The 20,152-nt window shown below is 62.2% G+C and carries 15 protein-coding genes; 2 read left to right on the top strand and 13 right to left on the bottom strand.

Features of this window, described 5'->3' with window-relative positions; translation table 11 throughout:
* From narH to VFW72_RS15360, 10 genes are all read right to left on the bottom strand, one after another.
* Positions 1-842: nitrate reductase subunit beta (gene narH / locus VFW72_RS15405; RefSeq protein WP_329675173.1), on the bottom strand; the 842-nt coding region annotated here is incomplete at its 3' end.
* Entirely contained in the window at positions 839-4,663 is a 3,825-nt protein-coding gene (locus VFW72_RS15400) for a nitrate reductase subunit alpha (protein WP_329675172.1), read from the bottom strand. The genes VFW72_RS15400 and narH, both read right to left, overlap by 4 nt.
* A gap of 39 nt (positions 4,664-4,702) precedes the next feature.
* The gene (locus VFW72_RS15395) at positions 4,703-4,903 is read right to left on the bottom strand and encodes a hypothetical protein (protein ID WP_329675171.1); all 201 of its coding nucleotides are present in this window, start codon (positions 4,901-4,903) and stop codon (positions 4,703-4,705) included.
* A gap of 23 nt (positions 4,904-4,926) precedes the next feature.
* The gene (locus tag VFW72_RS15390) at positions 4,927-6,645 is read right to left on the bottom strand and encodes a hypothetical protein (protein ID WP_329675170.1); all 1,719 of its coding nucleotides are present in this window, start codon (positions 6,643-6,645) and stop codon (positions 4,927-4,929) included.
* A gap of 66 nt (positions 6,646-6,711) precedes the next feature.
* Positions 6,712-7,989, bottom strand: a complete 1,278-nt coding sequence (locus tag VFW72_RS15385; protein ID WP_329675169.1) for a nitrate/nitrite transporter — start codon at positions 7,987-7,989, stop codon at positions 6,712-6,714.
* 161 nt (positions 7,990-8,150) lie between these two features.
* A complete protein-coding gene (locus VFW72_RS15380) occupies positions 8,151-9,731 on the bottom strand; it encodes a TolC family protein (RefSeq protein WP_329675168.1) in 1,581 nt (526 codons plus the stop codon).
* An 18-nt stretch (positions 9,732-9,749) separates the two neighbouring features.
* Positions 9,750-10,877 carry an ABC transporter permease gene (locus VFW72_RS15375; protein WP_329675167.1) on the bottom strand — a complete coding sequence of 376 codons (1,128 nt, stop codon included), beginning with the start codon at positions 10,875-10,877 and terminating at the stop codon, positions 9,750-9,752.
* 2 nt (positions 10,878-10,879) lie between these two features.
* Positions 10,880-13,633, bottom strand: coding sequence for a ribosome-associated ATPase/putative transporter RbbA (gene rbbA / locus VFW72_RS15370; RefSeq protein ID WP_329675166.1), 2,754 nt, complete (start codon positions 13,631-13,633; stop codon positions 10,880-10,882).
* Between the two features lie 7 nt (positions 13,634-13,640).
* Complete coding sequence (locus tag VFW72_RS15365; RefSeq protein ID WP_329675165.1) at positions 13,641-14,669, bottom strand: HlyD family secretion protein; 1,029 nt, start codon at positions 14,667-14,669, stop codon at positions 13,641-13,643.
* A 162-nt stretch (positions 14,670-14,831) separates the two neighbouring features.
* A complete protein-coding gene (locus tag VFW72_RS15360; RefSeq protein WP_329675164.1) occupies positions 14,832-15,251 on the bottom strand; it encodes a putative zinc-binding protein in 420 nt (139 codons plus the stop codon).
* Between the two features lie 123 nt (positions 15,252-15,374).
* On the opposite strand from VFW72_RS15360, the gene VFW72_RS15355 reads away from it, so the two are divergent.
* A complete protein-coding gene (locus VFW72_RS15355; RefSeq protein WP_329675163.1) occupies positions 15,375-15,791 on the top strand; it encodes a ribonucleotide reductase subunit alpha in 417 nt (138 codons plus the stop codon).
* Here the strand turns inward: VFW72_RS15355 and VFW72_RS15350 are convergent, their stop codons facing one another.
* The 3 genes from VFW72_RS15350 to moaA are packed head-to-tail and all read right to left on the bottom strand — an operon-like array spanning position 15,792 to position 19,456.
* Positions 15,792-16,517, bottom strand: coding sequence for a response regulator (locus VFW72_RS15350; protein ID WP_329675162.1), 726 nt, complete (start codon positions 16,515-16,517; stop codon positions 15,792-15,794). It abuts the gene before it with no gap.
* 4 nt (positions 16,518-16,521) lie between these two features.
* On the bottom strand, positions 16,522-18,474 hold the full coding sequence (locus VFW72_RS15345; protein ID WP_329675161.1) for a type IV pili methyl-accepting chemotaxis transducer N-terminal domain-containing protein: 1,953 nt from the start codon (positions 18,472-18,474) through the stop codon (positions 16,522-16,524).
* Between the two features lies 1 nt (position 18,475).
* Positions 18,476-19,456 (bottom strand): GTP 3',8-cyclase MoaA, encoded by a 981-nt coding sequence (gene moaA, locus VFW72_RS15340; protein ID WP_329675160.1) that lies wholly within the window; start codon positions 19,454-19,456, stop codon positions 18,476-18,478.
* Positions 19,457-19,565: 109 nt separating this feature from the next.
* Between moaA and VFW72_RS15335 the strand changes: the two genes are divergently transcribed.
* Positions 19,566-20,078, top strand: a complete 513-nt coding sequence (locus VFW72_RS15335) for a hemerythrin domain-containing protein (RefSeq protein WP_329675159.1) — start codon at positions 19,566-19,568, stop codon at positions 20,076-20,078.
* Positions 20,079-20,152: the final 74 nt, after the last annotated feature.

Raw genomic sequence — 20,152 nt, 5'->3', positions numbered from 1 at the left:
GCCTGGATCTGATCAGCGTCATACAGCAGCACGCCCAGATAGCGGATGCGGCCCACACAGGTCTCGGAGCAGACCGTCGGCTGGCCTGCTTCAATGCGCGGGTAGCAGAAGATGCACTTCTCGGCCTTGCCGGACTGCCAGTTGTAGTAGATCTTCTTGTAAGGGCAGCCGGAAACGCACATGCGCCAGCCGCGGCACTTGTCCTGGTCGATCAACACGATGCCGTCTTCTTCGCGCTTGTAGATCGAGCCCGATGGGCACGATGCCACACACGCCGGGTTCAGGCAGTGCTCGCACAGGCGAGGCAAGTACATCATGAAGGTGTTTTCGAACTGGCCGTAGATGTCCTTCTGGACTTCGTCGAAGTTCTTGTCCTTGCTGCGCTTGCTGAACTCGCCACCCAGGATTTCCTCCCAGTTGGGGCCCCACTCGATCTTCTCCATGCGCTTGCCAGTGATCAAGCTGCGAGGGCGCGCAGTGGGCGCGGCCTTGGACTTGGGCGCCGAGTGAAGGTGCTCGTAGTCGAAGGTGAAGGGCTCGTAGTAGTCGTCGATCTCAGGCAAGTTGGGGTTGGCGAAGATCTTCATCAGCAGGCTCAGCTTGCCGCCTTGGCGGGGCTGAATCTTGCCGTCGGCCTTGCGAACCCAGCCGCCATTCCACTTGTCCTGGTTTTCCCACTCCTTGGGGTAACCAATGCCGGGCTTGGTTTCAACGTTGTTGAACCAGGCGTATTCCACGCCAGGGCGACTGGTCCAGACGTTCTTGCAGGTCACCGAGCAGGTGTGGCAACCAATGCACTTGTCCAGATTCAGGACCATGCCGATTTGTGCACGGATCTTCATGCGTGTGCTCCTTGGGTCGAAGACTCGTCGTCGAGCCAATCAACCTTGTTCATCTTGCGCACGACCACGAACTCATCGCGGTTGGTGCCAATCGTTCCGTAGTAGTTGAAGCCGTAGCTGAACTGGGCGTAACCACCAATCATGTGTGTGGGCTTCAGCACCACTCGGGTCACCGAGTTATGGATACCACCGCGAGTGCCGGTGATTTCCGAGCCCGGGGTGTTCACGATCTTTTCCTGTGCGTGATACATCAGGACCATGCCGTTGTTCACCCGCTGGCTGACCACAGCACGCGCCGCAATCGCGCCATTGGTGTTGAACAGTTCCACCCAGTCGTTGTCGACAATGCCTGCGCTCTTGGCATCGTCTTCACTCAGCCAGATCACCGGACCACCGCGGTTGAGCGTGAGCATCAACAGGTTGTCGGAGTAGGTCGAGTGAATGCCCCACTTCTGGTGCGGCGTGATGAAGTTGAGCGCAATTTCCTTGTTGCCGTTGGACTTGATGCCCTTGATGTCATCCAAGGTCTTGAGGTCAACCGGTGGGCGATACGACACGAAGCCTTCGCCGAACGCCAGCATCCAGGGGTGATCCATGTAGAACTGCTGACGACCCGTGAGGGTGCGCCATGGAATCAGCTCGTGCACATTGGTGTAGCCGGCGTTGTAAGACACCTTTTCGCTTTCCAGACCCGACCAGGTGGGCGAGGAAATGATCTTGCGAGGCTGAGCCTGGATGTCGCGATAACGGATCTTCTCGTCTTCGCGGTGCAGGGCCAGATGGGTGTGGTCACGACCGGTTTGCTTGCCCAGTGCTTCCCAAGCCTTCACGGCCACATGACCGTTGGTTTCGGGCGCCAGCATCAGCACCACTTCGGTGGCGTCGATGTCGGACACGATCTTGGGCATTCCCTGGCTCACACCTTCTTCGCGCACGGTGCCATTGAGCTCGCCCAGCGCATGGACTTCGTCCTGTGTGTTCCAGCCAATGCCCTTGCCACCGTTGCCCAGCTTGTTCATCAGCGGGCCCAGCGAGGTGAAGCGCTTGAATGTGTTGGGGTAGTCGCGCTCGACCACGGTGATCTGCGGTGCAGTCTTGCCGGGAATGAGGTCGATCTCGCCCTTCTTCCACTCTTGCACACCGAAAGGCTGAGCCAGTTCGGCAGCGGTGTCGTGCATGATGGGGGTGAGCACCACTTCGCGTTCGGCACCCAGGTGCCCCACGCACACTTCAGAGAACTTCTGGGCAAAGCCCTTGTAGATCTCCCAGTCAGAACGGGCTTCCCATGCGGGATCCACGGCCGCAGACAGCGGGTGGATGAAGGGGTGCATGTCGGACGTGTTGAGGTCGTTCTTCTCGTACCAGGTGGCGGTGGGCAACACGATGTCGGAGTACAGACAGGTGGTGCTCATGCGGAAGTCCAGCGTGACCAACAGGTCGAGCTTGCCTTCCGGCGCCTGGTTGTGCCATTCCACTTCTTGCGGCTTGGCATCGTTGGGGCCCAGGTCCTTGCCCTGCACGCCGTGGGTGGTGCCCAACAGGTGCTTGAGGAAGTACTCGTGACCCTTGCCGGACGAGCCCAGGATGTTGGAGCGCCACACGAACATGTTGCGCGGCCAGTTCAGCGGATTGTCCGGATCCTCGCAAGACATCTTCAGGCTGCCATCCTTCAAGGCGGCAGCGGTGTAGTCCTTCGCATCCAGGCCCTTCTGGGCAGCGGCCTTGGCCACTTCCAGCGGGTTGGTCTGCAGTTGCGGTGCGGAAGGCAACCAGCCCATGCGCTCGGCGCGCACGTTGTAGTCGATCATGCTGCCGCCGAACTTGGCCTTGTCGGCCAGTGGCGAAAGCACTTCGCTGACGCCCAGCTTTTCATAGCGCCACTGATCGGTGTGGGCATAGAAGAAGCTGGTGGAATTCTGTTGACGGGGTGGGCGCACCCAGTCCAGCGCGAACGCCAAGGCGGTCCAGCCGGTTTGGGGCCGCAGCTTTTCCTGGCCCACATAGTGAGCCCAGCCGCCGCCCGATTGGCCGATACAGCCGCACATCATCAGCATGTTGATGATGCCGCGGTAGTTCATGTCGCAGTGGTACCAGTGGTTCATGGCCGCGCCGATGATGACCATGGAGCGACCCTTGGTCTTGTCGGCGTTGTCAGCAAACTGGCGGGCCACGGTGAGCACTTGCTCGCGTGGCGCACCCGTGATCTGCTCTTGCCAAGCCGGGGTGTAAGGCACGTTGTCGTCGTACGACTGAGCACCATCGTCTACCAGTTGGCCTTGCGCGTTCTTCAGGCCACGGTTGACACCGTAGCTGGCCACTTGCAGGTCGAACACGGTGGCAACCCAGACGTCCTTGGACTGGCCGTCCTTCTGGATGGTCAGGCGCTGCATGGGCACGTTGCGCAGCAGCACATCGCCTTGCTTGTTCGACTTGAAGTTCGGGGTGTCGATGCCACCGAAGTAAGGGAAGGCAACCTTGTTGACATCAGCCGGCACCACTTCGGCCTTGCTGGCGTCTTCCAGCACAGACAGCTTCAGGCTGACTTCGGCGTTGCCCACGCCCTCCTTGGTTTCGAGGTTCCACTTGCCTTCGTCAGAGCGGCCTGCGGCACCCCAGCGGAAGCCGATGGAGCCATTGGGCACGACGACGCTGCCGTCGGCGTTGTAGGCCAGGGTCTTCCATTCGGTGTTGGTGCCTTGGGCCAGGTCGCCGACCATGTCGCTGGCGCGCAGGTAGCGGCCGGGAACCAGGGCCTTGCCAGCTGGGGTGTCTTGCTCTTCGAGCATGACCAGCATGGGCAAGTCGGTGTAGCGGCGGGCGTAATCATCGAAGTAGGCGCTGCGCTTGCGCTCACCTTCACCGAAGTAGAACTCCTTGAGGATCACATGCCCCATGGCCATGGCCACGGCCGCATCGGTGCCCTGCTTGGGGTGCATCCAGATGTCGGCGAGCTTGGCCACTTCGGAGTAGTCGGGCGTGACCGCCACAGTCTTCGTGCCCTTGTAACGCACTTCGGTGAAGAAGTGGGCATCGGGGGTACGGGTCTGAGGCACGTTCGAGCCCCAGGCAATGATGTAGTTCGAGTTGTACCAGTCGGCCGACTCGGGCACGTCGGTTTGCTCACCCCAGATTTGTGGGCTGGAAGGTGGCAAGTCGCAGTACCAGTCGTAGAACGACATGCACACGCCACCGATCAGGCTGAGATAGCGGCTGCCGGCGGCATAGCTGATCATGGACATCGCAGGGATCGGCGAGAAGCCGATGATGCGGTCCGGACCGTATTGCTTGATGGTGTAGACGTTGGACGCCGCCACGATCTCGTTGACTTCGTCCCAGCTGGAACGAACGAAACCACCCAAGCCGCGCTCCTTTTGCCAGGAGCGGCGAGTCTCGGGGTTGCTCATCAGGGTGGCCCAAGCGTCGACTGGGGACTTGGCGACCTTGCGGGCCGCACGCCAGTGCTTGAGCAACTCGCCACGCACCATGGGATGCTTGACACGGTTGGCACTGTACAGATACCAGGAGTAGCTGGCACCGCGGGCGCAACCACGGGGTTCGTGGTTGGGCAGATCATCGCGGGTGCGGGGGTAGTCGGTTTGCTGGGTTTCCCAGGTCACGATGCCACCCTTGACGTAGACCTTCCACGAGCAAGAGCCCGTGCAGTTCACACCGTGCGTAGAGCGCACGATCTTGTCGTGCTGCCAGCGATTGCGATAGGCGTCTTCCCAGGTGCGGTCTTCACCGTTGGTAACGCCGTGACCCTCTGCAAACGACTCTTTCGGTTGCGAGAAGAAGGTCAAACGGTCAAGAAAGTGACTCATGTTGTTTTCCTTGGGATGAATGGAGAGCCCTGTGGGCAATCATCTCGAAAGCAGCGACCAGGCGCCATACCCCGCAATAGCTACTCCCATCAGCAAGTTCAAGGGGCGCGTACGCTCGCTGGCTTGCGGGATGAAGAGCGCATCGATGCGCATGGCTTCGGTCAGCGGGTGGCGCACGAAGGTGGCCACCACCAGGGTGACGCCGTAAGCCACGGCGCCGGCATTGACGAGGATGTCCACGGCACTACTCCTTTTGAGCGATGTCAGGCGGCCTGGCCCAAGTCGATGCGCTTCATGCGCTCCTTCTCGGCGTCAGACAGCTTGTCCCACCAGGTGCCGCCGGCATTGCCGTAGTCGAAACGTTCGGCGCCATTGCGGGTGTAGTACCACCAGTTGATGAACAGCGAGTAGACGTAGAACACGGCTGCGCCGATGAAGAAGGCGTTGACGGTTCCGGTCTTGTCAATCGAAGTGGCAATCAGCGAGTTCCACACGAAGGGACCGAAGGCCGCCCAGGCGCCGGTCCAGCCCAGCATTTGCGCGCCCTTGGCAGGCGAGTAGGCAAACACGATGGGGTACTGGCGGAAGGTGGCCGCGTTGTTGATGCCGGACATCAGGAAGATCCACAGCATGCCCCACAGGAAGCCGCTGAACTGCTCGATGCTGGTGGGGGTCAAGTAGCCACCGACGACCAGGAAGATCACGCCGCCAATTTGACCCACAGTGGTCCACTGCATGCCCTTGGAGCCGCCGATCCTGTCGAAGAGGCCGCCCATCAACATGCGAACCAGGCCACCCAGCAGCGGGCCGATGTACGCGTATTGCAGGGGATCAGGCGCACCATCGAAGCCACCGTACAGGGTCTTGATCAGCATGGGGAAGGCTGCCGAGAAACCGGAGAACGAGCCGAAAGAGCAGATGTAGGTCATCGTGCAGTTCCAGGTGTGGACACGCGCACGGTTGCGGTTGCTCAGGATTTCGAACTGGCCCATGAAGCCACGCGAAGGCATTTGCAGGCTGCGCAGGAACACGACCGACAAGATGGCGGCCAGCACCAGGAAAGGCACCCACACAAAAGCCGCGTTTTGCAGCCACATGGGCTTCTTCACCACATTGCGCAAGGCCACATCGGTGATGGCACCAGCTTCGTTGCGCTTGACTTCCACGCCCATGCCCTTGGTGGGGTGCACGGCAGTGATCACGCCATTGGCATCCTTTTCTACATCAGCCTTGATCAGCTTGACCTTGTCGGTCTCGACCAGCTTGACGTCGGTGATGGTGCCGGCTTCATCGCGGATGATTTGCACGGCATCGGCGTATTCGGCCTTGGCCACGCTCACGTCCTTGACGAGCTTGCCTTCCTTGACAACCGTCAGCGCGCCCTTGATGGGCTCACCCTTGGTGAACACTTGCGGGCCACCAGCGGTCGCGCCCAGTGCGGCCAGACCGATGATCCAGGGGGCCACGAACTGCACGATGGACACACCAAAGTTGCCCAGACCGGCTTGCACACCCATGGCCAGACCTTGCAGGCGCTTGGGGAAGAAGATCGAGGTCGAGGGCATGAAGGACGAGAAGTCGCCCCCACCCATGCCGCACAGGAACCCGATGATCATGAAGGTGGTCCAGGGCGTGTTGAGGTCTTGCACCGCATAGCCCAACCAGATCATGGGAATGACCTTGATGATGGTCGAGATGCTGACCACCGGACGGGTGCCGAGCACCGGAATGAAGTTGGAGTGGATCAGGCGCAAGATGCCTGAGGCCAGGCCGGGAATGGCCGCCAGCCAGAACAACTCAGAGGTGGTGAACTTGAAGCCGATGGCGGGCATGCGCACCACGACGGCGCTCATGACGAACCAGGTGGCAAACGAAAAGATGAGTGAGAAGGTGGTGACGCCGCAGGTGCGCCAAGCCAGCGCACTGCCTTGTTCACGCCAGAAGGTCGGATCTTCCGGCTTCCAGTTTTGGATCTTGGCCATGGTAATTCCTTGGTGAAAACAGAAAGCCCGGGCCAATTGCGGTGGACCGGGCTTGAGAAATCGAGCTCAGTGCTTGAAAGACTGGCTGAAGGGGGCAGCAGGGGCGTTGTCGCCCATCACTTCGGTCTGGCGCACTTCGGTCCAGTACATCCAGATCAGCGAGACCCAGACCACGCCGTAGAGCAGCATGAAAGCACTGGAGCGCACACCGGTCAGGTCCAGCAGGTAGCCGAACATGATGGGCAGGATGAAGCCACCCAAGCCACCAGCCAGACCGACGATGCCGGAGATGGTGCCAATGTTGTCGGGGTAGTCATTGCTGATGTACTTGAACACCGAGGCCTTGCCGAAAGCCATGGCCACACCCAGCACACCCATGATGGCGGTGAACCAGTACACGTTCAGACCAATGTGGAAGGTCTGAGGGCCATTCACCGTGGTGATGGTGAAATCGGTTTGCGGGTAGCTCAGCAAGAAGGTGCAGATCCAGCAAGCCCACATCACCCACCAGGTCACCTTGTGCGCGCCGTGCTTGTCAGACAGATAGCCACCGATCGCACGCAGCACACCACCCGGCAGCGAGAAGCAAGCGGCCAACAGCGCTGCGACCCGGATGTCGAGACCGTACTCACCCACGTAGTACTGCACCATCCACAGTGCCAGGCCCACATAGCCGCCGAACACGATGGAGTAGTACTGACAGTACTTCAGCACCTTCGGGTCCTTCAGGGCCTTGAGCTGCGCCATGAAGCCGCCCTTCTTGGCGGGCACCAGGTGCTTGGGATCGTGCGCACTGCCAAACCAGAAGATGATGGCGGTGCCGAGCATGATGGCCGCGTAGACCTTGGGCACCATGGCCCAGCCTGCGGCCACCAGAATCACAGGCGCCACAAACTTGTTGACGGCCGCGCCCGAGTTACCGGCACCGAACACCCCCATGGCAAAGCCCTGTTGGTTCTTGGGGAACCAACGCGCCACATAAGGCGTGCCCACTGAAAAGGAGCCCCCCGCCAAGCCCACAAACAAGCCCAGCACCAGGAAGTGCCAGTACTCGGTGGCGTAGCTCATCATGAAGATGGCCGGCACGCACAGCAGCATGACGACAAACAGCACAATGCGACCACCGAAGCGGTCGGTCCAGATGCCCAAGGGCACCCGCACCAACGAGCCGGTCAGCACCGGCGTGGCGGTGAGCAGACCGAACTGCGTGGCCGTGAGGCCCAGCTGCTTTTTGAGGGGGATGCCGATGACGCCGAACATCATCCACACCATGAAGCACACCGTGAATGCGAGCGTGCTGACGATCAGAACAGATAAGGCCTTGCCTCGATTACCAGTAGACATGGAAGTTCTCCTTTTCCATGTCTCCGAGTGTGGTTATTTGCGCCCGACTTCAACATCCTCCTCAAGGGAGTACCCCGATCGGCAAAAGAACGAGGGCGCGTTGTGCGCGTACTATCCCCATCGTTCTGAAGGAGTAGACCAGCCACCACCCTTGCGCCAGATCAAGGCGCAACCGCCGTCTTCCAATAACCTGCTGGCCCGGCCATTTGCACACCCCGATCAGGCTCAGACCACCCACCGCCCAACGCCTTGTACAACAGCACGGTGTAGGTGTCGACGCAGGTGCGTGCCTGAATGGCGTCGTCTTCTTTCTGCAGGGCCTGAGCCTGAGCCTCCAGCGCCACCTGCAACAACTCTTGCCCGGACTTGAACAAGGCCATCTTGCGCTGCGCAATCTGCTCGGCCAATCGGGCCGCCTGGGTCAAGCGTTCGGCCTTATCAGAGAAGGCCCGATGCGCGGTGTAAACGTTTTCGACATCTTCCAGGGCGCCCAGCACCATTTGCTCGTACTGAATGGCCAGCCCTTGGAGCTGCGCCTCCTGGGCCGCAATGTGCTGGCGAATTCGCCCGGCCTCGAAGATCGGCAAGCGCATGCCCACGCCCAGCATCTGGGTACCGAAATTCTGCCCCCCCTCGTGGTCGGGATGCAGGCGCCCCGCGGACGCACCCAGGCCCAGATAGAACTTGGGGAACAGTTCGGCTTTGGCTGAGCCCACCTTGGCCACTTGCGACAACACCTTGCGTGCCATGCCTCGCACATCGGGCCGACGCGCCAGAACCTCTCCGGGCAAGACCGCCGGCAGGGGCGGCAGAGCGGCGGCATGGGACTGCGATGCGGTGGACGCAGGCAAGCTGGGCAGAGCGGGCAAGGCCTGGGGTGATCGCCCCATCAGCACGGCAATGCGTCGCACATGGCTGGCGATCAAGGCCTTGAGCGGCTGAATCTGCGCCTGCGCGGCGCGCCACTGCATCTCGGCGCGGTCGACTTCACTGGCATCGGCATGGCCGGACTGGAAACGACCCTGGGCATACAGATGGCCACGCTCGGCCACCTGAACCGCTTGCATCAAGACGGCCAGGCGGCGTTCGGCGCCACGCGCTTCGAAATAGCGTGTCGCGATGTCAGCTGCGACCAGCAGCTGCGCCCCGTGCTGCTGCTCTTGCGCCCCGTAGATCAGCTGCTGCACCATGTCGGCATCGGCATGACGGGCACCAAACAGATCCAGCTCCCAAGTGGCCATCAGCGATCCAGCCGTGGTGTTGCCCAAGGGCATGCGCAGGTCTTGCGACACCGGCGGCAAGCCGATGGTGACGGGAATGGGCAAGGGCAGCGCCACCTCCGGTTTCACGTTCAAGGGCAGATGGGAGGTCTGCCGGGTTCGCGAGGCACCTGCGGCCCCTTCCACCGTGGGAAAGAAAGCCGACTCGGCCATACCGTGATAGGCGCGCGCTTCCTGGATGCGCGCCAAGGCGATCTTCACATCGGCGTTGTGGCTCAAGCCTTCTTCGATGAAGGCCGTGAGAATGGGGTCGTTCAGGCCCTGCCACCAGCGAGCCAGATCAGCCCCGCGCGTGCCCGGCGTGTCCACCGCCTCGAAGCGATCGGGCAACTGCAGCGTGGTGGGGGGCATCTCGACTCGCACGGTGGAACAGCCGGCCAAGGCCACCACCCCGCCGAGCACACACAGGCGAGCTACGCCGACGCTGATGCCGTTCTGGAGATTCTGAAATGGGCTGCACATGGGGCGCCTCCTGGTTCTTCAGCCCTGGCGGGCCAACATGCTTCGAAAACGCAGCAAGGCCAGCGCGAGAAACGCGGCGCCAATGCCCCCCACGGCCACCATCTGGGGCCAGACGATGTCGACCCCGGCTGCGCGGTACAAAATGCCCTGCGCCAGCTTGACGTAATGGGTGGAGGGCGACAACTGCATCAGGTGCTGCAACCACAGCGGCATGTTTTCCACTGGCGTGGCCGAGCCCGACAACAGGTACATCACAACGAAAACGGGCACCGCCAACAGGCCAAACTGCGGCATGGACGAGGCCACGGTGGCCAGCAAGATGCCCAGCGCGGTGAGCGAGAACAAATACAGACCTGTGCCCATCAGGAACAACACGACCGACCCCTCCACCGGCACCAGCAGCAGGCCTTTGACAATGGCCAGGACGGACACGGCCACCGCCACCAGAATCACCAAGCCATTGGCCAAGATCTTGGCCACCGCGATTTCGCTGGGCCGAACGGGCATGACCAGCAAGTGCTCGATGGTGCCCTTTTCGCGCTCTCGGATCACCGCCGCCCCCACCAGCACCACCGACAACACGGTGACGTTGTTGATGAGCTGCATGACCGAAGTAAACCAACTGGTGGTGGTGTTGGGATTGAACAGCACATGCACCACCGGCCGTGTGGGCAAGCGCGCATCGATGCCCTTGGCTTTGAATTCGTCCAGCGTTTCGCGCAGCACGATCTCGGTCAGATAGGCCACACCCAATTGCCCCTGGGCCATGGCCGTGGCGTCGACCCAAAGCTGCACCTCGGTCGGTCGCTGGGCTTGGACGTCGGCTTCGAAATGCTCAGGAATGTCGAGCACGAACAGGTAGCGCCCCTCGTCCATCTCGGCCTGGGCGGTGTCGCGCGTCAGGTCCACCGGTTCTTGAAACAAGGGGGGGCGGATCGCCGCGCGAATGCGTTGCGACAAGGTGGAATGATCCGAGTCGAGAATGCCCACCGCCACATGGGTGACATCGGCCTTGGCCCCTAAGGCGACCACATACACCGCCACCGTGAAGGAGATGACGATGGCCCCCATCATCGTGCGGTCACGCAAGACGCAACGCAGCTCTTTCAAGCTGAGGTGAAGCACATTGAACAACCAGGTGTGCATGGTCAACGCTCCTGCTTGGCGACCAGCCAACGTGCCGCGCCCAGATACAACACGGCAAAGCCCAGCATGACCAGGCAGGCTGGCCCCAGTTGCGCCCATTGCAAGCCCCAGCCTTTGGTGAAGACCCCCAAGCTGACCTTCTGGAACCATGAGGCAGGAAAGCCCACCGCAATCCAGTAGTTGCCGCCCTGCAAGGTGGAGATGGGGCTGAGCAGGCCCGAGAAGTTGGTGGTCATGATCACGCACAGAATGGCCGTGAGGAACTGCGCTGCCACCTGGGTTTGCACAAACGCCGAGATCAACAAACCAAAGGCGGTGATGGCCGCGGCATAGGCCACCGCGCCCAGCGTCAAGGCCAGCACACTGCCTTTTAACGGCACACCGAAGACGACGATCAGCACGCCCACCAGGCTGATGTAGCTCAGCACGCTCAAGCCGATGTAAGGCAGTTGCTTGCCGACCAGGAACTCGCCAATCGAGCCGGGTGAGGCGTAGAGGTTGACGATGGTGCCCATCTCCTTTTCGCGCACCACACCCAGGGCCGTGAGCATGGCCGGAATGAGCGTGAGCGCCAGCATCAGGTTGCTGGGGCCGAACGCAAACACGCTGCGATACGACTGGTTGTAAGACAGGCGAGGCTCGACATTGACAGGCAGCGTGGGCACCTCGGCACCGGGCGTGGTGCGGGCAAAGTTCACCGCATGCTCAATGGCCACCGCCTTGACCGAGTTGGCCGTGTGCGCCGCCCGCACCAGCGAGCCGCCATCCACAAAGAAGCCCACCTCGGGTTGACGCCCGCCAATCAGGTCACGACCAAAGCCGGGGGGGATGTCGATGACCAGCCAGGATTGGGCTGATCGCATTTGCGTGTCGATTTGCCCGGCGTCGTCCAGCGGGGCTTGCTCCAGGAAGTGGGGCGAGCCAGCGAAGTGCTCGATGAAGCGGCGGCTGTCAGTGGTCTGATCCCGATCGAGCACCGAAAAGCGAATGCCCTCCACATCGAAGCTCAAACCCCAGGTGGCCACGCACAACACGATGATCGGCCCCAGAACGGCAAAGGCCAAGCGGATGGTGTCGTGGCGCAACTCCATCGCCTCGCGCTGGGCGAACGCCCACATGCGGCTGAACCACAGCGCGACGGGCGATGCAGGCGCATGCGCTGCGGCCACCCCATCTGGCACGACAGTGGCTTCTGTATCGAGGGGATCATGGTCCAGCCTCTGCGTGGGCAGATGCTCGGTCTCGCTGTCGGCTTCGAGGTAGTCAATGAAAGCCTGTTCCAGCGTTTCGCAGCCCTGGCGTTCGCACAGCTCCTGAGGTTGGCCCACCGCCAGCACGCGCCCCCGGTGCATGAGCGAGATGCGATCACAGCGCATGGCCTCGTTCATGAAATGGGTAGACACGAACAGGGTCACACCCTCTTCGCGTGACATGCGCACCATGTGGCGCCAGAACATGTCGCGGGCCGCAGGGTCCACGCCCGAGGTGGGCTCGTCCAGAATCAGCACCTCAGGCTTGTGCAGGCAGGCGGCTGCCAGCTGCAAACGCTGGCGAATGCCCAAGGACAACTGCGAGGGCATGACCTCGGCCACCTCTCGCAATTCGAAGGTGTCCAGCGATTGCTCGATGGCTGGCTGGGCCACAGCCGGATCCATGCGATAGAGCTTGGCGTGCAATGCCAGGTTCTGGCGCACCGACAGCTCTTCATACAGCGAGAACAACTGCGACATGTAGCCAATGTGCAAGCGGGTGCGCAGGTCGCTCGCATCCACCGGCTTGCCCAGCAACTTGGCGCTGCCTTCGGTGATGTCGAGCAGCCCCGTGAGCATCTTCATCGTGGTGGTCTTGCCGCAGCCGTTGGAGCCCAGAAAGCCGAAGATCTCGCCACGCGGGATGGAGAAGGTCACATCGCGCGCGGCCACGAAGTCACCAAAGCGTCGGGTCAAGCCTTCCGCTTCCATGGCGGGTGGGCCGTCCCACGCAGGCAAGGGCGGAATCACCAGGGGGCTGCTGTCGCCCTTGTTGGCCAGCTTCACATAGGCTTCTTCCAGCGAGGCTGAACGAGTCTGTTCCAGCACCTCGATGGTCGGCGCATGCACCAGGATGCGGCCCTCGTCCATGGCCACCAGGTGCTCGAAGCGTTCGGCTTCTTCCATGTAGGCGGTGGCCACCAGCACCGTCATGTGGGGCCGCTCGGCACGCAGGCTTTCCACCAGCGCCCAGAACTGCCGACGCGACAAGGGGTCCACGCCCGTGGTGGGCTCGTCCAGAATCAATAAATCAGGGTTGTGGACCAAGGCGCCACACAGTGACACCTTCTGCTTCATGCCGCCTGACAGCTTGCCGGCGGGCCGATCGGGAAAGGGGTCCAGCGCGGTGGCCTTCATCAGGCGCTGAATGCGGGCATCGCGCTCGGCTGCGGGCACGCCGAACAGCCGAGCGGAGAAGTCGATGTTGTCGTACACCGACAGCGAGCGATACAGATTGCGCCCCAGGCCCTGCGGCATGTAGGCCACCCGTGGCGACAGTTCCTTTCGGAAGCGGGCATCGGCCACATCGCCACCCAGCACGGTCAGGCTGCCGGCCTGCAGTTTCTTGGTGCCCGAGATCAAACCCAGCAAGGTGGATTTGCCCACCCCATCGGGCCCAACCAGGCCAATGGTCTTGCCCATGGGCAAGGCCAAGCTGACGTCGTTGAGCGCAATTTGCTGGCCATAGCGGTGCGACACCCGCTCGACCTGAACGGCGTACTGCATGACGGCCTCACCAACGCAAGCTTGACACCGACACCTTGGGCGTCGGACTGGGCACAGGGGCCTGATCAGGCCAGTCGGATTCCGATCGCACGCGCACATAGCCGTTGCCAGTCAGCCCCGCCTTGATCCAGCCCGCATGGGCCAGGGCGGTTTCTTCTGACAAGGCCAGCTTGACCCGGTAGGTCAGCTTCTCGCGCTCAGAGGCCGTTTCCACATGCTTGGGCGTGAACTGCGCCTCGGCGGACACGAAGGACACCTTCGCGGGCAGGGGCATATTCGGTGCGGCGTCCAGCACGATGCGCGCTTCGTCGCCCACCCGCACCTGACCGGCTGCCGTGGAGGGCAGGAAGATGGTCATGTGAATGTGCGAGGTGTCCAGCAAGGTGGCCACTCGCCCGCCGGCCGGGATGACCGAACCGGGCTCGACCACCCGGTACTCGATGCGCCCGCCCACCGGTGCCCGCAACGTGTGGTCGGCAATCGCTTGCGTCAGCCGCTTGATGCCGGCCTCGGCCTCTTGCTGCGCCGCCTTGGCTTCACCGACTGCCGCGGTGGCAATGCGCACACCGTTTTGCTCCCCATCGCGCTGGGCCAGTCGCTTGCGCACTTCCGAGTCAGACACGAGTTCCTGCTTGCGCATGTCGGTGGCGTTGTTCAACTCCATTTGCGCCACATCGGTCTTGATGCGCTGCACATTGACCTCGCCTTGCGCCCGTGCCATCGCCTGAGCGGCACGTTGACGCATGGCCTGCACGCCTTGCAGTTGGGCCTCGTAGTCGCGCGGGTCCATCTGCGCAATCACATCGCCCGGTTTGACGCTCATGCCCTCGTCCACCGGCACACTCAAAACTTGCCCGGCAAACTTGGTGGCAATTTCAATGCGCTGCACATCCAGGCGGCCATTGCCCTGCAGCACCTTCGCCGCCTGACCATCCGGGCGCATGACCGACCAGGTGGCCCAGGCGCCTGAGACGGCCAGGCCTGATGCGGCGGCACCGAGAATGAAGCTTCGATACTTGAGCCAGTTCTTGTTCATGATCTTGTCCCTCCAGACTGCGGAAGGGATGATCAAGCGGCGCACTGGCGTGCAACCTTGAACTGAGCCAGGGATGCGTTTCGGAAAACCCCTAGCTGTCGCCGCCGAAGCCTCGCTGTCGCCAGCGAAACCCCACCGAGTGATTCAGTGGGGGCATTCGGATCAAACCGTCGGGTTGACCAGCTGTTGGGCGTACTGCTCGTTCATGTGTTCAACATGCAAGGTCAAGTCAGTCAACAAGGCCTGAGCCTGCTCTTCACAATAGTCCTGGTGATAGGCCTTGCGCACGCCATGGGCTGCGAGCTGAATGTGTTTCGTAGCCTGTACCCCATGCTGAGCCAGGCAGCTGGCCACACAAGAGAGATGACAGCCATCGATGGCCAGCACCGGCCGGCCGCGCTCGACCGAATCGAGCAGTTTGCGCACCAATGGTTTGACCTGCCCGCCCACCCCCGCGATGCACGACATCTCGGCTGCACCGGTGCGATCGAGTCGCACCGCCAGGTGATTGGCCAGTTGCGCTGCGCTGGAGCACCCGGAACAGGCATACACCAGGGTGAGATGTTCGGTGCTTCGCGACATGATGAACTCCAGCCAGATTACCCTGTGGAGGGTATCGGGCGGGGGGCCTGCCACGCCTTAGCCTGGATCAAGTACGCCAAACGAGCTATGGTCAATCTGTGTGGGCTTGCCTAAACTGGCCACATGAACATTTCAAACTTCGATGAGCTGCTGCAGGCCGCGCGCCAGCAAGCCGACGCGCAACGCCTGTTGATGGTGTTTGTGGGCGCCCAAGCCCCTTCGCACGCCAGCGCCGCCGAGCGCGCCCGATGCGAAGCCGGCGAGGCCGGTGAACTGACCCCGCTGATGTGCGTGGACAAGACCCCTGAGGAAATCAGCGACTTTGCCTCGCTGTCGGCCGAGGCGGCTCAGTTTGGGCAGCCCTGGGCCTTGCTGTTTGTGGCCGGCATGTCGGGTCAGGGCAGTGAAGCGCCCACCACCGAGCAAGCACAAGCCCCTCTGGAGGGCATGGTGCAGGCCATCAAAGATGGCCGCATCGACAATCTGATCCCGTTCAACCGCAACGGGCATGCCGTGCGCCTGCGCCCAATGGGCGGCTGATCAAGCCCCGCGGGTGGTGGCGTAGACCGCCGCCTGGACGCGCGAGGTCAGATTCAGCTTGCGCAAGATGTGCTGCACATGAATCTTGACCGTGGTCTCGGCAATGCTGAGCGTGCGCGCGATTTCCTTGTTGCTGGCCCCTCGCGCGATTTCGCGCAAGATGTCGTGCTCGCGCGGCGACAGCCGCGACAAGGCGGCATCGCCTTGCACCTCGGGCTCGGGTTCAACGGGCTCGGGCTGCGGCGCCGCCGCGCCTTCTTCGGCACTGGGCTGCGTCACCGCATTGCGATAGGCCGCAATCAGCTTGCTGGTCATCTCGGGTGACACCACCGACTCGCCTGTCAGCACCCGCATCACGGCTTCGGCCAAGGCCTCCCCTTCGATGGTCTTGAGCAAATAGCCAGCGGCGCCCCGCGCCAAAGCATTGGCCAGGTCGTTGGCATCTTCACTGACGGTCAGCATGACCACCTTCATGGTCGGGCACGCTTCCAGCAACTGGGGCAAGGCATCGATGCCGTGCACACCGGGGAGATGGTTGTCGAGCAACATCACATCGGGCTGCACTGTGCGCGCATGGCGCAGGGCTTCGCCGGCGTCGGCCACATCGGCGACCACCGAAATGCGCCGATCGCGCGACAGCAGGGCAATCAGCCCCCGACGAAACAGGGTGTGGTCATCGACCACCATCACGCGCACGGGCAGGTTCGAAGTCGTTGTTGCGTTCATGCATTCATCCATTCATGGTCGTCACACTGGAGGTGGCCGGCAGCCGCAACTCCACCTCGGTGCCCTGCGGGCTGGACGACACGTGTACCGTGGCCCCAATTCGAGCCGCTCGCTCGCGCATGATGCGCATGCCCACATGGGTGTCATCTGGGGGGCCTGATTGCGCATCAAAGCCATGGCCATTGTCTCGCACCGACACACGCCAGGTCGGTGCCGTCTGGACCGACACCCACACCTCGCTGGCTTGCGCGTGCTTGCGCACATTCGACAAGGCTTCCTGCACGATGTGCAGGACCTGAATCTGGACATCGGCCGGCAGGGGCAGGCCTTGCCCGGTGATGCTCAAATGCCCCTTTTGCCCAGTCTGATGTTCGAATTTGGAAAGCGTTTCACGGAGAGCTGGTTCAAGGTCTTCCGCATCGGTCCGCACGCGGAAATGCAGCAGCAACTCGCGCACATCGCTGTAGCTTTCCTGGATGCCCGTGTCGAGCTCATTCAAACTGGTCTGCACGGCCGCCAGATCCTGCTGGTTCATCGCATCGCGCAGCAATTGCATCTGAATTTTCAGGAAGGCCAGCGACTGGGCAATCGAATCGTGTAGTTCCTGCGCCAGCATCTGCCGCTCATTGGCAACGGCGGCCTCACGGTCGAGTGCCGCAGCGCGCAAGCTTTCCATGGCCCCGGCCAAGTGGCTGGCCAACGACTCGAACAGGCCTCGCTCTTCCTCGGACAGCACCGGCTCGCCACGGTAGAACAGATCCACCTCACCCAAGACCCGTTGATGCAAACCCAAGGGAACAGACACCAGGGTGGCGTAGCCAGCCCTCACGCAGTGGTCATAACCTTTTCGGCCTGTGGCCGGGTTGACCAGGTTCTCGTCGATGATGGGGATGACACGCAGCTTCCCAGGCCGCTGTCCAGCCACCACCGGACCGCAATGGCAATCGCCGGCATGCAGGCAATGCTCTTCCTCGGCCATGATCTGCGGAAGGCAGTCGCTGGCCAGCAGCACATAGCGTTCGTTGGCTTCGTCTGACCAGCGAATGGCCACCGCATCGGCATGCGCAATGCGCCGCATCTGGCGTGCAACCCCCTGCGATAGCTCCTCAAGGTTATCGGCTCGCGCCACAAACGCCGCGACGTCGTACAAGGCGCTGAGGCGCTGCTGGCGCAACTCCAGGCCTGCGGTCTTTTCGCGCACCTTGTCTTCCAGGCTGGCATACAGCGATTGCAGGTTCTCGGCCATGGCATTGAAGCCTTGCGCCAGCGCGCCAATCTCGTCGGACGAGCTGATGTGCACGCGGGTGTCAAAGGCCCCTTCCTGAATCCGCTTGAGGCCCGCCTGCAAGCGGGCCACCGGCTCGAGCACCACCACATGCCCGACATACAGCAAGGCCAAGGCACTGAGCACGGCCAACGCCATCATGGCCAACTGGAAGGTGTGCAGCATGGCCGTCCAGCGCGACAAATGGCGCTCGATGGCCGACACGAAGGCATCGATGCGAGCCACAAAACGGTCAACTCGTGGAATGAAGTCAGGCGGCACCGGCTCACCCTGGGCCACCTGAAGCACCTCCTGGCGCAGCTCTTTCCAGTCGCTGCCAATGGCCTGAATGCGCTCGCGCGTGTCATGGTCCCAAGGCACGAATAGAGGCCGAGCCGGATCGCCCGTCCGCAGCAGCTCCAGCGTTTCGTCGAACGCGGTCAGGCGCGTCTGCAAATCGGGCAAGGCAATGCGCTGGGCATGCAGATCCTGCTGCGACAGCATCAGCGCCAACTGGTAGCTGCGCATGCGCATGCGGCCTGCTTCGTTCACCGCCGCGGCGCCGCCTTCGAGCTGCCATGTCACCCACAGCGTGAGGCCAATCGAGGCCAAGGCGAGCAGCAGGAAAACCGAACCGATCGCCAGGAGCTTCGATGCCAGACCCAAGCCCTTCGATCGATCCTGCTCCCTCATCTCATCCCCCGGTTTGTGACATGAACCGAACCACCCTCTCCGGGCGTTCGTTGAATTCGTGTCGCTCGGGTTTGGCGGCAATGCCCGCCTGGATGGCGTCAATCAGATCGGCATCGCTGGCCCCAGCTCGCATCAGGCGACCGAGCTCCACCCGGTCATTTTGACCCAGACAGAGATAGAGGGTGCCGTCGACACCCAGACGCACGCGGTTGCAGCTGGCACAGAAGTGCTGCGACATGGGGGTGATGACCCCCAAACTCATGCTGCCGTGGGGGGCTCGCCAATATCGGGCAGGCCCTGCACCTTGCCCCAGAACCTGGGGAATCAGGCCATGACGCTCGGCCAGCGACTCGCCCAACTGCGTCAGGTTCACCCCTTGCGTGGCCCGCCCCGTGTCACCCACGGGCATGGGCTCGATCAGGCGCAGCACAAAGCCCTGCTGGAGCGCAAAGGCCACCATGCGTTCGACTTCGTCGACATTCACATCGGCCTGCACCACCATGTTGAGCTTGATGGGATCGAAACCGGCCTCCTTGGCGGCGCGCAAGCCATCCAGCACATCACCCAGGCAATCGCGCCCCGTGATGCGGGCAAAGCAGGAGGCGTCGAGCGAGTCGAGGCTGATGTTGAGTCGGTGCACGCCAGCGGCACGCAGGTCGCTCGCGTGGCGCGCCAATTGCGTGCCATTGCTCGACAGCGACAGATCTTTCAGCCTCGGCAGAGCCGACAGCTTTGACGCCAGGGTGGTGATGCCGCGACGCAGCAGGGGCTCGCCCCCGGTCAGGCGCACCTTGCTGACGCCCAAGGACACGAACAGACCGACCAGTCGGGTCATTTCATCGTGGGTGAGCCAATGCGCAGGCTCTTCGAACCCTTTGAAGCCTTTGGGCAGGCAATAGGTACAGCGCAGGTCGCAGCGATCGGTCACCGAGACCCGCAAGTAGTCGATGCGGCGCTGGAACGGATCTATGAGGGCAGGCATGGCAACAACACGATTTCGGCAGTTGGCCCAATTTAGGGGCCGCCATCTGGATTGCCTATCCTTCGGTGGAACTATTGGCACCCCTTGCCCCGGGGGGTATAACCTCCACATGGCCCTCCTTCACAGCCCCCCTCCATCGTTCGACGACCCGCTGGAAATGCTTCAGGCCTGCCACGGCAAGGTTCGGCATTTCGCTGGCCTGACCGTGCGTCTGGCCCAACACCTGAGCGAACACGGCGCCGACCGTCAGGCGCGCGATGCGGCGCAGTCGGTGCTGCGCTACTTTGATGTGGCCGCGCCGCTGCATCACGCCGACGAAGACGATGATCTCTACCCGGCCCTGCTCGCGCTGGATGACGCTGAACTGACTCAAGCCATCAGCCGGCTGACGGCCGAGCACACCGAGCTCGGCCGGTTGTGGCAAGCCGTTCGCGTGTGGCTGCAGCAGGTTCACGAGGGGCAGGCCAGCCTACCGCCTGTTGAGCTGACGGCCTTCGCCCAGCGCTACCCGCAACATGCACTCGACGAAGAGACCTTGGTGTATCCACACGCCAAGCGCCTACGTCCGGAATTGTTGGTCGAACTGGGAAAAAGCATGGCGCAAAGGCGCCAAACCGGATAACACGGCGTTTTTCATCGTGAATTTCCCCTGTTTATGCGGGCCCAAATTCAGCGACAGTGCAAGCTCGGCCAGCC

Origin of the sequence: Aquabacterium sp. (assembly GCF_036273115.1) — a bacterium.
GTDB lineage: Bacteria > Pseudomonadota > Gammaproteobacteria > Burkholderiales > Burkholderiaceae_C > Aquabacterium.
This window is presented reverse-complemented; position numbering and strand designations above follow the sequence as displayed.

Excerpts from the sequence above, each read along its gene's own strand:
- VFW72_RS15400 (WP_329675172.1), bottom strand. The coding sequence starts at position 4,663 with ATGAGTCACTTTCTTGACCGTTTGACCTTCTTCTCGCAACCGAAAGAG.
- VFW72_RS15390 (WP_329675170.1), bottom strand. The coding sequence starts at position 6,645 with ATGGCCAAGATCCAAAACTGGAAGCCGGAAGATCCGACCTTCTGGCGT.
- VFW72_RS15385 (WP_329675169.1), bottom strand. The coding sequence starts at position 7,989 with ATGTCTACTGGTAATCGAGGCAAGGCCTTATCTGTTCTGATCGTCAGC.
- VFW72_RS15380 (WP_329675168.1), bottom strand. The coding sequence starts at position 9,731 with ATGTGCAGCCCATTTCAGAATCTCCAGAACGGCATCAGCGTCGGCGTA.
- VFW72_RS15375 (WP_329675167.1), bottom strand. The coding sequence starts at position 10,877 with ATGCACACCTGGTTGTTCAATGTGCTTCACCTCAGCTTGAAAGAGCTG.
- rbbA (WP_329675166.1), bottom strand. The coding sequence starts at position 13,633 with ATGCAGTACGCCGTTCAGGTCGAGCGGGTGTCGCACCGCTATGGCCAG.
- VFW72_RS15365 (WP_329675165.1), bottom strand. The coding sequence starts at position 14,669 with ATGAACAAGAACTGGCTCAAGTATCGAAGCTTCATTCTCGGTGCCGCC.
- VFW72_RS15360 (WP_329675164.1), bottom strand. The coding sequence starts at position 15,251 with ATGTCGCGAAGCACCGAACATCTCACCCTGGTGTATGCCTGTTCCGGG.
- VFW72_RS15355 (WP_329675163.1), top strand. The coding sequence starts at position 15,375 with ATGAACATTTCAAACTTCGATGAGCTGCTGCAGGCCGCGCGCCAGCAA.
- VFW72_RS15350 (WP_329675162.1), bottom strand. The coding sequence starts at position 16,517 with ATGAACGCAACAACGACTTCGAACCTGCCCGTGCGCGTGATGGTGGTC.
- VFW72_RS15345 (WP_329675161.1), bottom strand. The coding sequence starts at position 18,474 with ATGAGGGAGCAGGATCGATCGAAGGGCTTGGGTCTGGCATCGAAGCTC.
- moaA (WP_329675160.1), bottom strand. The coding sequence starts at position 19,456 with ATGCCTGCCCTCATAGATCCGTTCCAGCGCCGCATCGACTACTTGCGG.
- VFW72_RS15335 (WP_329675159.1), top strand. The coding sequence starts at position 19,566 with ATGGCCCTCCTTCACAGCCCCCCTCCATCGTTCGACGACCCGCTGGAA.